Annotated in this window: 10 protein-coding genes and 1 tRNA gene; 4 read left to right on the top strand and 7 right to left on the bottom strand. The window is 70.5% G+C overall.

What is annotated here, in order from left to right; all coding sequences use genetic code 11:
- Positions 1–498 precede the first annotated feature (498 nt).
- Positions 499–1671, top strand: coding sequence for a tyrosine-type recombinase/integrase (locus tag A4W93_RS06430; RefSeq protein ID WP_085749828.1), 1173 nt, complete (start codon positions 499–501; stop codon positions 1669–1671).
- Positions 1672–1712: 41 nt separating this feature from the next.
- On the opposite strand, the gene A4W93_RS06425 is transcribed toward A4W93_RS06430, so the two are convergent.
- From A4W93_RS06425 to hemC, 5 genes are all read right to left on the bottom strand, one after another.
- A tRNA-Arg gene (locus tag A4W93_RS06425) sits at positions 1713–1789 on the bottom strand.
- 32 nt (positions 1790–1821) lie between these two features.
- Complete coding sequence (locus A4W93_RS06420; RefSeq protein WP_085749827.1) at positions 1822–3069, bottom strand: heme biosynthesis HemY N-terminal domain-containing protein; 1248 nt, start codon at positions 3067–3069, stop codon at positions 1822–1824.
- A 16-nt stretch (positions 3070–3085) separates the two neighbouring features.
- A complete protein-coding gene (locus A4W93_RS06415) occupies positions 3086–4195 on the bottom strand; it encodes a uroporphyrinogen-III C-methyltransferase (protein ID WP_237357710.1) in 1110 nt (369 codons plus the stop codon).
- A complete protein-coding gene (locus A4W93_RS06410; RefSeq protein WP_085749825.1) occupies positions 4192–4950 on the bottom strand; it encodes a uroporphyrinogen-III synthase in 759 nt (252 codons plus the stop codon). The genes A4W93_RS06415 and A4W93_RS06410 overlap by 4 nt, the downstream gene beginning before the upstream one ends.
- A 3-nt stretch (positions 4951–4953) precedes the next feature.
- The gene (hemC, locus tag A4W93_RS06405; protein WP_085749824.1) at positions 4954–5892 is read right to left on the bottom strand and encodes a hydroxymethylbilane synthase; all 939 of its coding nucleotides are present in this window, start codon (positions 5890–5892) and stop codon (positions 4954–4956) included.
- 84 nt (positions 5893–5976) lie between these two features.
- Between hemC and ppc the strand changes: the two genes are divergently transcribed.
- From ppc to A4W93_RS06390, 3 genes are all read left to right on the top strand, one after another.
- Positions 5977–8757, top strand: coding sequence for a phosphoenolpyruvate carboxylase (gene ppc, locus A4W93_RS06400; RefSeq protein ID WP_099959866.1), 2781 nt, complete (start codon positions 5977–5979; stop codon positions 8755–8757).
- Between the two features lie 30 nt (positions 8758–8787).
- Positions 8788–9174, top strand: a complete 387-nt coding sequence (locus tag A4W93_RS06395) for a DUF2946 domain-containing protein (protein WP_085749822.1) — start codon at positions 8788–8790, stop codon at positions 9172–9174.
- A gap of 84 nt (positions 9175–9258) precedes the next feature.
- Positions 9259–10608 carry a PepSY-associated TM helix domain-containing protein gene (locus A4W93_RS06390; RefSeq protein WP_157782122.1) on the top strand — a complete coding sequence of 450 codons (1350 nt, stop codon included), beginning with the start codon at positions 9259–9261 and terminating at the stop codon, positions 10606–10608.
- Between the two features lie 33 nt (positions 10609–10641).
- On the opposite strand, the gene xdhC is transcribed toward A4W93_RS06390, so the two are convergent.
- Positions 10642–11430 (bottom strand): xanthine dehydrogenase accessory protein XdhC, encoded by a 789-nt coding sequence (gene xdhC, locus A4W93_RS06385; RefSeq protein WP_085749820.1) that lies wholly within the window; start codon positions 11428–11430, stop codon positions 10642–10644.
- Complete coding sequence (xdhB, locus tag A4W93_RS06380; RefSeq protein WP_085749819.1) at positions 11424–13778, bottom strand: xanthine dehydrogenase molybdopterin binding subunit; 2355 nt, start codon at positions 13776–13778, stop codon at positions 11424–11426. The genes xdhC and xdhB overlap by 7 nt, the downstream gene beginning before the upstream one ends.

The raw sequence follows: 13778 nt of genomic DNA, 5'->3' as shown, positions 1-13778 counted from the left end.
TGAACCGATGCGCCTTTGCCTTGGCGCGATGCCGGCGGCCACCTTCACTCAAGCTCGGAAACTGCGGACCGAACGTGACCTCGGCTTGATCCGCAGCCCCGAATACACACGCGTGTGAGTCATCCCCTGTCACGACCCATTGGTCGATTGGGAAATCTCACATGCCACCGTTGCTCAAGTCCCGCGGCCCTACGGGGCCGCTCTCCAATGGCCCGCGCTGCAGAGGCTCGTCATGAAGCGCGGCCTGACCTACTCGGAAGCCATCGCCTACACAGGCGTCAAACGTCGCACGTTCGATGCGCGATGGCGACCGCTCCTTGTGTCGCTGAGACAAGGAGCCTGCGTGATCTTTGATCGCGAAGACCTCGATCGACTCTTCGATCGATTCAAAGCAGAGGCCACCGGTGTGGCGCTCCAACGTCAACCTGATGACAGGCACACAACCACGTCCCAGAATGCCCCTCGGAACGAACGGCCCGTCGAGAAAGGAGTTATTCAATGGGTCGAAAAACAAGCGGCGTCTACGCCGCGAACGATGGATCGTGGCAGGTCGACAAGTGGTATGAAGGAAATCGACTTCGCCAGCGCGGTTTCCAGAGTCATGAAGAAGCGGAAGGCTGGCTGATCAAGCAGCTCGAGGCGCTGCGGGCGATCGTTCTCCACGGGGAGCGTCCCGCTCGAACCTTCGAGCAAGCGGCGACGCGGTACCTGCTCGCGAACGAGGACAAGCCGTCCATCGAGACCGAGACATATCTGCTCAAGTCGCTGATGCCGCACATCGGGCAGCTGGACCTCCGCAAGATCCATGACGGAACGCTCGCCGGCTACGTCGCAACCCGCCTCGAAGCGGGTCGCATGCACAAGACAGTGAACCTGGGGTTGGGTCTGACCCGGCACATCCTGAACTTGTGCGCGAAGAGCTGGCGGGACGACTCGGGGCTGACGTGGCTGGAGCACGCGCCGTCGATCACGATGCTGCCCCTCATCGGGCATCAGCGTGAACCGCAGCCGATCACGTGGATGGAGCAACGGATCCTGCTGGAGGCTCTGCCACCGCATCTCTCTCGCATGGCGCTGTTCACCCTGAACACCGGCGTGCGGGACGACGTGGTGTGCAACCTGCAGTGGAGCTGGGAGCTACGGATCCCGGAACTGGGCATCTCGGTCTTCGAGGTTCCCAGGTCGCACGTGAAAGGACGTCGCCAGAGTCGGATCGTGGTGTGCAACTCGGTGGCTCAATCGGTCATCGAGTCCGTCAGAGGGATGCACGAGGAGTACGTCTTCGTGTGGCGCAGAGAACGGGTGAGGAACCTGGACGAAGCGCCGGCCATGGCATACCGGCCGATCCAGATGATGAACAACACCGCATGGCAAACGGCACGAAAGAAGGCCGGCCTGGGCGACCTGCATGTCCATGACCTGAGGCACACGGTCGGGATGAGGCTGCGAGAGATGGGAGTGCCGGAAAGCACGATTGCCGACGTCCTGTGGCATTCGAAGCAATCCATGACCCAGCACTACAGCGTGGCGCAGGTGGTGGAGCTGCACACGGCAATGGAGAAGATCAGCGAAGACACGGGCCGCTGGAACAAGAGCCTGGCGACGCTGAGGCGGGAACAGCGGGGAACCTCAGTCCCCCAAAAGTCCCCCACACAAAGAACAACGGGCTAGCCCTGTGAGGAGCTAACCCGTTGATCTAGAACAGTAAGTTCTGGTGCGGCTGGCAGGAATCGAACCCACGACCCCTTGGTTCGTAGCCAAGTACTCTATCCAGCTGAGCTACAGCCGCGAAGCCTCGAAGTATACACACGTTTTCGTCTGTCAGGCAAGCCCGGCGGCGATTTTGTAGCAGTCGTTCGCACGCTCCGTGTCCGACTGCTCCTCCGCCAGGCGCGCGAGCAGCAGCCAGGCGTGACGTCGGGCGGCGTTCGGCAGGTCGTTGGCCTTGGTGGCTTGTTCGAGCAATTGGCGCGCCTTGCCCCACAGGCCGCGCTCGGCCCAGGCGCAGCCCACGGCGAAGGCCACGGCGGCTTCGCGCGGGTGGGCCTTCACGGCGACCTCGAATCGCGGGAGCCAGTCGGGGCCGATGCCGTCCAGGGCGTGGACCAGCGCGTCGGCCACGGCCGCGCGTTCGTCCACCGCGAGTTCGGGCAGGCGGTCCCAGAACGGGCGCAGCCAGCTGCGCGCTTCGGTGGCCTGGTCGTAGGCGGCGAGGCGCACGGCGGCGCGGGCGGCCACGAGCGGGTCGCGGCGGTCGGCCGGCTCCAGTGCGAACCACACGCGGCGCACCTGGTCGGCATCGCGGGCGCCTTCGAGCGATTCGAATGCAAGGGCGCGCAGCAGGCCGAGGGCCGCGCCCTTCGAGAAGCCCTGGTGTTTCGCGAGCAGGCGGGCGGTCTTCAACGCCTCGTGCGGCTGGTGCGCGAGGCGCGTGGCCTGCAGCTTGAGGCGCAGCGCGTGCGTGCGGCGGGACACGCCCGGCGGCAGCTCGGCCAGCAACTCCAGCGCCCGGCCCGCATCGCGGTCGTCGAGCGCCCATTCCGCGGCGAGCAGGCGGGCACCCTCCTCGGCCGGCCGCGCGAGGCTGCTGCGGCTCGACAGTTCCAGCGCGGCGCCCAGGGCCTCATCGCGGCGCGTGCGGTCCTGCAGCTTGTGCAGGCTGCCCGCCGCGAGCAGGTGGCCCAGCACGGTGAATTCGTTGTCCTGCACGAGGTCGGGCGTTTCGGCCTGGATGACCAGGGCACGCTGCGCCGCCTTGTGCGCGCGGCTGTAGCGTCCGCCGAAGTACTGCGCGAGCGCCTCGCGCAATGCGGCCTGCGCGGTGCGGTCGCGCCGGGCCACGCGCCACTCGTGCGCACGCCGCGGCAGGCCCACGAGGGCGTTGATGGCCTGGATGGCGCTCACGAGCACGAAACACGTGCCGATCAGCGCGAGGAGGAACAGGTTCAGCGACACGTCGGTGCGCTGGTGGCCCCAGTAGAACGAGACGAGGCCGTCGTTGGGCCCGAGCGTGCTCGCCGCCACCACGGCCACGATGAAGAGGAGGATGAACCAGACGACGAAGCGCATCGGCGGGCCTCTCCGGTCAGCGGCCCGCGGCCGCGGCGGTCAGCGCGGCGAAGGTGCCGTCCGGCCGCGGCAGCGCCACGTTCCGCGCGCCAGCGCCCACCTGCCGCACGAGCTCGATGGCCACGCCCGTGCGCCGCGACGACTTGTCGAAGTAGCGGTCGAGCATCACCTGCACGGCCTGCAGGTCGGCCTGGGTGGTGTCGAACTGGCGGCTGAGCAGCGCCAGCCGCGCGTTGAGCAGGCGCAGCTTGACGTTCTCGCGCAGGAAGAAGGCCTGCTCGGGGGCGAGCAGCGCGGCCTCGGGGTGTTCGATGCGGGTGACACGCACGAGCGAACGCACTTCGTCCCAGACGATGTCGAGGCCCTGCTGCCAGCCGGCGGTGACCGACTGCCACCACGAGGCCGGGCCGCTGGCGGCCGGCGCGGCCGGGGTTGCCTTCGCGGACGCACGGACCGCCTCGCGACGCGGCGGCGCCTGCGACAGCAGCGGCAGCTCGTCGACCAGGCGCACCGCCTCGTCGAGGCGGATCGTGAGGGCCGCGATGTCGGCCACGCCGACAGCCTTCACCTTGTCGAGGTCGTGCGCGATGGCGCGGCGCACGCCGTCGAGGCGCGGCTGGCTGTAGCGGCCCAGGCGTTCGTCGGCCTGCTTGAGCGCGGCGACCAGCGGTTCGGCGCTGCCGGTGATGGCCGACTGCTGCAGCGCGACCCGCAGGCCGGCCTCGATGTCGACCACGAGGTTCTCGTCACGCGAGCGGGACAGCGACTGGATCAGCTCCTCGAGCTGCGTGCGCTGCAAGGCCACCTCGGCGAGGCGCGCCTCGAGCAGCGCGACCTTCGCGGCGCTCTCGCGCGCGGTGTCCTGCGACTGCTTGGCCATCATGCGGGCCTCGGTGGCCACGCCCTGCGTGTCCTGCTGGCGGCGGGCCAGTTCCTGTTCGACGACCCGCACGCGGCGCTGCGACGTGACCGAGATCGCGAGGCTCGCGACGAGCGCCAGCGCGAACACGATCAGCACGACCAGCAGGCCGACGTTGCGGCGCGGGGCCGGGGCCAGCTGTGGGGCGGGGGACACCAGCGCCGGCTCGGCCGACGGGGGGTCCTGTGGCAGTGGGGTTTCGTTCACGCGAGGGATTGTATGCATCCGACCACGGCCGGCATCGCGGGTCGGGCTTCCGTCACCTCGCCGACCCCGAGCCGGCGGGCGCGTTCGGCGATGCGCGGGTGGGTGGCCACCGCCCGGGCCGCCCGCCAGTCCGTGCCCGGCGCCAGCGCCTCGAGGTGGTCGATGGCCTCGGAACTGCTGAAGAACCACAGGTGGGCAGCAGGATCGGCCAGCGCAGTGGCGAGCACCTGCTTCTCCGGAATGTCCAGCACCGGCGCGGCCCGCCGGTACGCGGCCACGTAGCCCACCCGGGCGCCCTGCCCGGCCAACCGGGCCGCGAGCCAGTCGCGCCCGCTCTCGCCGCGCACGATCAGCACGTCCGTATCCGCCCAGGAACGCGACGGCCCGATCACCGCCCACAGGGCCTCCGAATCGAACTGCGGCGCGTCCGCGGCCGGTTCGGCGATGGCGCCGGACGGCACGCCCAGGCGTTTCAAGGTGGCCGTGGTGCCCGGACCGGGCGACGCCGCCAGCACCCCGGCCGGCCAGTTCGCACCCGCGGGCCGGGCCGCGAAGAAGTGATCGGCGGCGTTGGGGCTCACGAACATCGCCATCGCGTGGCCGGGCAGGCGCGCCCAGGCCTCACGGACCGCGGCGAGGTCCTCGGGCGGGCCGATGCCGATCAGCGGGAGCGCGACGGCGTCCAGCCCTGCGGCCCGCAGTCCCTCGACCCATTCACCGGCCTGGCCGGCGGGCCGGGTGACCAGCACACGCATCGGTCAGGCCGCCGGCAGGTACCCGGCCGCGCCCTGGTCGCGCAGGCGCTGGGCCGCGGTGGTGCCGAGCGCGGTGGCCGCGGCCTCATCGGCCACGCCCCCCTCGACGGTGGCCCGCAGCAACGGCCGGTCGGTGGCCTCGGGGTCGCCGAGGGCCACGTCGACCCGCAGCGTGTCGCCCACCCAGATGGCGTGGGCCGCGAGTGGCATGCTGCAGCTGCCGCCCAGCGCACGGGACACGGCCCGCTCGGCGTGGACGGCCAGCCACGTGGGCCGGTGCGTGAGGGTGGCGAGCTGCCCGCGCAGCGTGGTGGCGTCGGAGCGCACCTCGATGCCGAGGGCGCCCTGCCCCGCGCACGGGATCATCTCGCCGGCCTCGAAGACCGAGCGGATGCGGCTCGCGAGGCCCAGGCGCTTCAGGCCGGCGGCCGCGAGCACGATGGCGTCGAACTGGCCCTCGTCGAGCTTGCGCAGCCGGGTGTCGAGGTTGCCGCGCACCGGTTCGATGACGAGGTCGGGGCGCATCGCCCGAAGCTGCACCACGCGGCGCAGGCTGGACGTGCCGACCTTCGCGCCCTCGGGCAGCTCGGCCAGCGTGGCGTACCGATTGGAGACCAGCGCGTCGCGCGGATCCTCGCGCTCCAGCACGCAGGCGAGGTCGAAGCCGTCGGGCAGGTCCATCGGGACGTCCTTCAGCGAATGCACCGCGAGGTGGGCCCGGCCCTCCTCCAGCGCCGTCTCGAGTTCCTTCACGAACAGGCCCTTGCCGCCCACCTTCGAGAGGGTGCGGTCGAGGATCTGGTCGCCCCGGGTGGTCATGCCGAGCAGCCCCACCTCGTGGCCCAGCCGCTGCCGCAGCAGGTCGCGCACGTGTTCGGCCTGCCACAGCGCGAGGCGGCTCTCGCGGGTGGCGATCAGGAGGGTGGGGGTGGCGTCGGGCATCTCGAAATGCTATCAGGCGCGCGAACTCGCTCAATTTTCTGGATGCATCCACCTAAAATCGCGTTCTCTCTCACAAGGAAAGCCATGGCATCCCGCTCGAAAGTCGATACCCCTGACAAGAACGGTCCTCTGATCGAGGACATCCGGCTCCTGGGCCGCATCCTGGGTGAAGTGATCCGGGAACAGGAAGGCAAGGCCGCCTTCGAACTGGTCGAGCGGGTCCGGCAACTCTCCGTGGCGTACCGCCTCAAGAGCGACGTGCAGGCCGGCCGTGCGCTGGACCGCCTGCTGAAGAACCTCACCGGCGACCAGACGGTCAGCGTGATCCGGGCGTTCAGCTACTTCTCGCACCTGGCCAACATCGCGGAAGACCGCCACCACGTGCGCCGCCGCGACCACCACGAGCAGCAGGGCCACCTCCAGGAAGGCTCCATCGCGATGACCTTCGAGCGCCTGGGCCAGGCCGACGTGCGTGCGAACGACGTGGCCAAGGTGCTGCGCAACGCGTTCATCTCGCCGGTGCTCACCGCCCACCCCACCGAGGTGCAGCGCAAGAGCATCCTCGACGCCGAGCGGGCCATCGCCGAGCTGCTGCAGGTGCGCGACACCCTCACCACCGAACGCGACGCCGCGAACAACGAACTGCTGATGCGCGCCCGCGTCACGCAGCTGTGGCAGACGCGCATGCTGCGCTACACCAAGCTCACCGTGGCCGACGAGATCGAGAACGCGCTGAGCTACTACCAGTCCACGTTCCTGCGCCAGATCCCCCGCCTGTACGGCGAGATCGAGGAAGCCCTGCCCGGCCACGACCTGGGCACGTTCTTCCGCATGGGCAACTGGATCGGCGGCGACCGCGACGGCAACCCGAACGTCAGCGCCGAGACGCTGAAGATGGCGCTGCGCCGCCAGAGCGAGACCGCGCTGCGCTTCTACCTGACCGAGGTGCACGAGCTGGGCGCCGAGCTGTCGCTGTCGCTGTTCCTGAACTCGATCAGCCCCGAGATGCAGGCGCTGGCCGACCGTTCGCCCGACGCCAACGCGCACCGCGAGGACGAACCCTACCGCCGCGCGCTGATCGGCGTGTACGCCCGCCTGGCCGCCACGCTGCAGGAACTGACCGGCACCGAGGCCCTGCGCCATGCCGTGGCCCCGCAGAACCCGTACGCGTCGAGCGACGAGTTCCTGGCCGACCTCAACACCGTGGAAGCCTCGCTGCAGAAGCACCACGGCGCCGCGCTGATCGGCCCGCGCCTGCGCCCGCTGATCCGTGCCGTGCAGGTGTTCGGCTTCCACCTCGCCACGGTGGACCTGCGCCAGAGTTCCGACAAGCACGAGGCCGTGGTGGCGGAGCTGCTGAAGGTGGCCAAGCTCGAGGACGACTACAGCGCCCTCGACGAAACCGCCCGCCGCAACCTGCTCGTGGCCCTGCTGCACGACGCGCGTCCGCTGCGCGTGCACGCCGCGCCGTACAGCGAGCACACGGTCGACGAACTGGCCATCTTCGAGACCGCGAAGGTGATGCTCCAGAAGTACGGCCGCGAGTCGCTGCGCCACTACATCATCTCGCACACGGAAGACGTGAGCGACCTGCTGGAAGTGCTGCTGCTGCAGAAGGAAGTGGGCCTGGTGCGCGGCACGCTGGACGACGGCGCCGTGGCCGACCTGATCGTGTCGCCGCTGTTCGAGACCATCGGCGACCTGCGCAACGCCGCACCCATCATGCAGGCCTACTACGCCCTGCCCGGCATCGCCGCGATGATCAAGCGCTCCGGCAAGGAGCAGGACATCATGCTGGGCTACAGCGACAGCAACAAGGACGGCGGCTTCTTCACGAGCAACTGGGAGCTGTACCGCGCCGAGATCGCCCTCGTGGAGCTGTTCACGTCGCTGCGCGCGCAGCACGGCATCACGCTGCGCCTGTTCCACGGCCGCGGCGGCACCGTGGGCCGCGGCGGCGGCCCGAGCTACCAGGCCATCCTCGCGCAGCCCCCGGGCACCGTGAACGGCCAGATCCGCCTCACCGAACAGGGCGAGGTGATCAACTCGAAGTACGCGAACCCCGAGATCGGACGCCGCAACCTCGAGACGCTGGTGGCGGCCACGCTGGAGGCCACGCTGCTGCACCCCACGCAGGACGCGCCCAAGCGCTTCCTGGAAGTGGCCGCGCAGCTGAGCGACGCCAGCATGGCGGCGTACCGCAAGCTCGTGTACGAGACCCCCGGCTTCACCGACTACTTCTTCTCGGCCACGCCCATCCGCGAGATCGCCGAACTCAACATCGGCTCGCGCCCGGCCTCGCGCAAGGCCACGCGCGCCATCGAGGACCTGCGGGCCATCCCGTGGGGCTTCAGCTGGGGCCAGTGCCGCGTGGCGCTGCCGGGCTGGTGCGGCTTCGGCTCCGCCGTCGAGAAGTTCCTCGGCAAGGACGAGGCCCAGCGCAAGGAAGGCCTGACCGTGCTGCGCCGCATGCACAAGCAGTGGCCGTTCTTCCGCACGCTGCTGTCGAACCTCGACATGGTGATCGCGAAGAGCGACCTCGCCATCGCGGCACGCTACGCCGAACTGGTGGAGGACAAGAAGCTCGGCAAGCGCATCTTCACGGCCATCGAGGCCGAGTGGCAGCGCACGAACGACGCGCTCTCTCTGATCACCGGCGAGGCGCGCCGCCTGCAGTCGAACCCGTCGCTCGCCCGCTCCATCGAGCACCGCTTCCCGTACCTCGACCCGCTGAACCACCTGCAGGTCGAACTGATGCGCCGGCACCGCCAGCGCGTGGAAGGCGACCCGCAGAACGAGCGCGTGCAGCGCGGCATCCACATCTCCATCAACGGGGTGGCGGCCGGGTTGCGGAACACGGGCTGATCGCCCGACGGCGACGGAGCGGTTCATCTCATGCACCCGGGCCGCTCCATCCGCCGCCTCGTCTCGTGGATCGCGTGTTTCGCGATCCTCGTGGGGGCGCTCGCGCCCGGGGTCTCGCATGCCCTGCAGTCCCGCGCGGGTGACAGCACCTGGGTCGAGGTCTGCACGGCGCTCGGCGCCAAGCGGGTGAAGGTCGACGCGTCGTCCGACGAATCGACCTCCCCGGCCGGCCCCCTGCTCGAACACTGCCCGTACTGCTCGCTGCACGCGGACCAGTTCGCCATGCCGCCGGTGCCCCTGTCGGTGCCGGCGCTCTCCATGCTTCACGCCGGCCCGCCCGAGCGTTTCCTCTCCGCCCCGCGCACGCCGTTCGCGTGGGCCGCCGCGCAGCCTCGCGCGCCGCCGCGGGTTTCCTGACTTCGCCGACCTCCCCGCCGCCTCATGGGCCGCGGGTCGTTTCACCTGGCCGTGCTTTCGCGCCCGGCCGTCAGGAACCTCGTCATGGACACCTCCCCCTCCGCCGCCCGCCGCGCGGCGCTGCACCGCATCCTCTGGCGGCTCCACTTCTGGGCCGGCCTCATCGGCGCGCCCATCGTGCTGTTCGCCGCCCTCACGGGCCTGCTGTACGTCTTCAGCCCGCAGATCGAAGGCTGGCGCCACGGCCACCTCGACCGCGTGCCGGTCACCACGCCGGCCCTCCCGCTCGACAACCAGGTGGCCGTCGCACTCGCCGACGCGCCCGGCAGCACGCTGCGCTTCGTCGTGCCGGCCCACCGACCCGGGGACACCACCCAGGCCTACGTCACCGCGCCCCACGCCCACCACGCCGATGCGGGTGGCGGCCATGACCACGGCCTGCCCACCGGCCGCATCGTCTACGTCGATCCGGGCACGGGCGAGGTGATCGGCCAGCTGGCGGAGATGCAGCGCTTCAAGACGTGGGCGAAGAAGCTGCATTCGAGCGCCCTGCAGGGCGACGGCTGGCGCTGGGTGCTGGAGCTCGGGGCCAGCTGGATGCTGGTGCTGTTCGCGAGCGGGCTCGTGCTGTGGTGGCCGCGTTCGCAGGCCGACGGGGGCCGCGGATGGAAGGCGTTGATCCCGCGCGGCGGCCACGGCCGTGCGACCTGGCGCGACTGGCACGCCACCGTCGCCATCGCCCTCGGCCTCGTGCTGGCCGTCGTGCTCGTGACGGGGCTGACCTGGTCGCGCCACAGCGGCGAGCGGTTCCGGGCGATGCAGCAGGCGCTGGGGCAGGAATCGACCAAGGTGCCGAAGGACCTGATGTCCGCACCGGGTGATGCGCCGCTCCAGAGCTGGCAGGCCGTGTGGGAGCGTGCCCGCGAGCAGGCGCCCGACATCGCGATGTCGATCACTGCGCCGAAGGGCCCGACCGGTGTCTGGCGCGCCGAGAACTTCGACCGGTCGCAGCCCACCCAGCGCTTCACGTTGGCCCTCGACGCCCGCAGCGGCGCGACCCTCTTCTCGTCGGGCTGGGACGAACAGCCGCTGCTCGCCCAGGCCACCGGCGTGGGCATCCCGTTCCACCGCGGGGAGTTCGGCGTGTGGAACCAGGCGCTGCTCGCGTTCGCGGCGCTGGCGGCGGTGTTCTCGGTGGTGTCGGGGCTCGTGATGTGGTGGAAGCGGCGGCCGAAGGGGCGTGTCGCGGCACCGCCGCTCGGGGTGACACAGGTTCGGCAGGCGCCGGTGTGGCTGTGGGTGGCGGTCGCGGCATTGGGGTGGGCGATGCCGCTGTTCGGGTGGAGTGTGGGGGTGCTGGTGTTGCTGGAGGCCGCGCGGCTTTTCCCACTCTCGTCATCCCGGCGCAGGCCGGGACCCACGGCGCCCCGTTGAACGCACAGGGTCCCGGCCTGCGCCGGGATGACATCAGTGGGGCGGCTGCCGCAGCAACTGCGCCACCACCCCCACTGCAATCACCTCCGGCTCCTTGCCGGTGATCCCCTCGATGCCGATCGGGCACGTCATGCGCCCGATGGCCTCGGCCGAGACACCCCGCTGTTCGAAGCGGTGGATGAACTTCTGCCGCTTCGTCCTCGACCCGATCAGCCCGAAGAACGCGAAGTCCCCGCGCCGCAGGATCGCCTCGGCGATGCGTTCGTCGAGGTCGTGGCGATGGGTGAGCACGAGGTAGAACGCGCCCGGCGGCGCCTGGGCCACCTCGGCCTCCACGGCGTCGACCGCGATGCGGCGGATGTGCGCGGGGCCGGCCTCGGCCGGGAACTCGTCCTCACGCTCGTCGATCCAGTCGACCGTCACGTCGAGCGTGGCCAGCAACCGGGCCACGGCGCGGCCCACGTGGCCCGCGCCATAGAGCTGCAGGTGGAAACGCGGCTGCGGCGTCCAGGCCGCGAGTGCCGCTTCGTCGAGGGGAGCGAACGCCAGCGTCACCACCCCACCGCAGCATTGCCCGAGCGACGGCCCGAGCGCCTGTTCGACGGTGTGCGGCACGACCCGCCCCGCCGCCAGCATCTCGCGGGCGGTGGCGATGGCCTGCCATTCGAGGTGGCCACCCCCGACGGTGCCGAGGCACGCGTCGGCGCTGACCGCCATGCGCGTGCCCGCATCGCGCGGCACCGAACCCTTCGCGTCGGCCACCGACACGAGCACCGCGGGCCGCCCGTCGGCGACCCAGCGGGCCGCGTCGTCCTTCAGCATGCCGCCTGCACCGCGGCCAGCGCCGTGAGGATGGCCTCCGGCGTGGCGGGCGCCTGCAGCGGCGGGTCGACCCGGTGGCCGCCGGCCGCGGAGACGGCGTCGCGGATCGCGAAGAACACCGAGAACGGCAGCAGAAGCGGCGGCTCGCCCACGGCCTTGCTGCGGTGCACCGTCTCGGCCGCGTTGTCGGCGTCGTAGAGGCGCACGTCGAAGACAGGCGGGCAGTCGTTGGCCGTCGGGATCTTGTACGTGCTGGGCGCGTGCGTGGCCAGCAGCCCGGCGCGCGGTGAGTCGGCCGGCAGCCACACCAGCTCCTCGGTGGTGAGCCAGCCCATGCCCTGGATGAACGCGCCTTCCACCTGGCCGATGTCGATGGCCGGGTTCAGCGAACGGCCCACGTCGTGCAGCACGTCGGCGCGCAGCAGCTTCCACTCGCCCGTCAGCGTGTCCACCACCACCTCGCTCACGGCGGCACCGTACGCGAAGTAGTAGAACGGCTTGCCCTGCATCGTCTCGCGGTTCCAGTGCAGGCCCGGCGTGGCGTAGAAGCCGTCGGACCACAGCTGGACGCGCGCGAAGTAGGCTTGCTTCACGACCTCGACGAAGCTCATCGACTGCGCCCCCACCCACACGGTGTCGTCGGCGAAGCGCACGTCGACGGGGCCGTGCTTCTCGACGAGGAAGGCCGTGAGGCGCTCGCGCAGCTGGTGCGCCGCATCCTGCGCCGCCTTGCCGTTCAGGTCGGCCCCGGTGGACGCGGCGGTGGCCGAGGTGTTCGCGACCTTCTGCGTGTCGGTGCCGGTCACGCGCACCCGCTCGAAGTTCACGCCCAGCTCGTGCGCGACGACCTGGGCCACCTTCGTGTTGAGCCCCTGGCCCATCTCGGTGCCGCCGTGGTTCACAAGGATGGACCCATCGCCGTAGATGTGCACGAGTGCGCCGGCCTGGTTCAGGTGGACGACGTTGAACGAGATGCCGAACTTGACCGGCGTGAGCGCGAGGCCGCGTTTGAGCACGGGGCTCGACGCGTTGTACGCGGCCACCGCGTCGCGGCGCGCGCGGTAGTCGCTCGAGGCTTCCAGCTGCGCCACCAGCGGCGCGATCTGGTTGTCTTCGACGAGCTGGCCGTACGGCGTGACGTTGCGCTCGTCCACACCGTAGAAGTTGGCGCGGCGCACGTCGAGCGGGTCCTTGCCGAGCTTGCGCGCCACCGTATCGAGGATGTACTCGATGGCGATGGCCCCCTGCGGGCCGCCGAAGCCGCGGAACGCGGTGTTCGACTGCGTGTTGGTCTTGCCGGAGTACCCGTGGATGGCGACATCGGGCAGCCAGTAGGCATTGTCGAAGTGGCACAGCGCGCGGGTCATCACCGGCGCCGACAGGTCGGCCGAATGGCCGGCGCGGGACACCATCGTGATCTCGCTGCCGACGATGCGCCCGTCGTCGTCGAAGCCCACCTCGTACTCGTAGTGGAAGCAGTGGCGCCGGCCGGTGACGAGGAAGTCGTCGTCGCGGTCGGGGCGAAGCTTCACCGGGCGACCGAGCTGGCGCGACGCGATGGCCGCGATGCACGCGAACACCGCCGACTGCGACTCCTTGCCGCCGAAGCCCCCGCCCATGCGCCGGCACTGCACCTGCACCTGGTTCGACGACAGGTTCAGCACGTGGGCGATCAGGTGCTGCATCTCGCTCGGGTGCTGCGTGGAGCAGTGCACCAGCATGCCGCCGTCCTCCTGGGCGATGGCGTAGCTGATCTGGCCCTCGAGGTAGAACTGCTCCTGGCCGCCGACGAACAGCGTGTCCTTGAGCCGGTGCTTCGCGCCGGCGATGGCACCGGCGACACCGCCCGGATGGCTGGTGCGCTTCAGGTGCGACGGCGGCACCACGTACTGGCCGAGCGCATGGGCCTCCTGCGGCGTCAGCACCGGCGGCAGCGGTTCGATCGTCAGCACGTCCTTCGCCCGGGCCGCCGCGCGGCGGGCGGCGTCGCGGGTGCGGGCGATCACGGCGAAGACGGGCTGGCCCACGTAACGCACCTCGCCCTCGGCGAGGATGGGGTCGTCGTGTTCGAGGGCCCCGCACTCGTTGACCCCGGGCAAATCGGCCGCCGCGATCACGGCCACCACGCCGGGCATCGCGCGGATCGGGTCGAGGTCCATGCCGACGAGCCGGCCGCGGGCCACGGGCGAGAGGCCCAGCGCCGCGTGCAGCGTGCCGGCCAGTTCGGGGATGTCGTCGGTGTACGGCGCCTCGCCGGCCACGTGGAGGTGGGCCGATTCGTGGGCGCGGCTCACGCCGACGCGCACGCCCTGCGCCTGCCGGATGAAGGAGTCGACGGGCTTGTTCAT

Source organism: Piscinibacter gummiphilus, from assembly GCF_002116905.1.
Lineage (GTDB): Bacteria > Pseudomonadota > Gammaproteobacteria > Burkholderiales > Burkholderiaceae_C > Rhizobacter > Rhizobacter gummiphilus.
The sequence above is the reverse complement of the archived record's forward strand: the minus strand, read 5'-3'. Positions and strand labels throughout refer to the sequence as shown.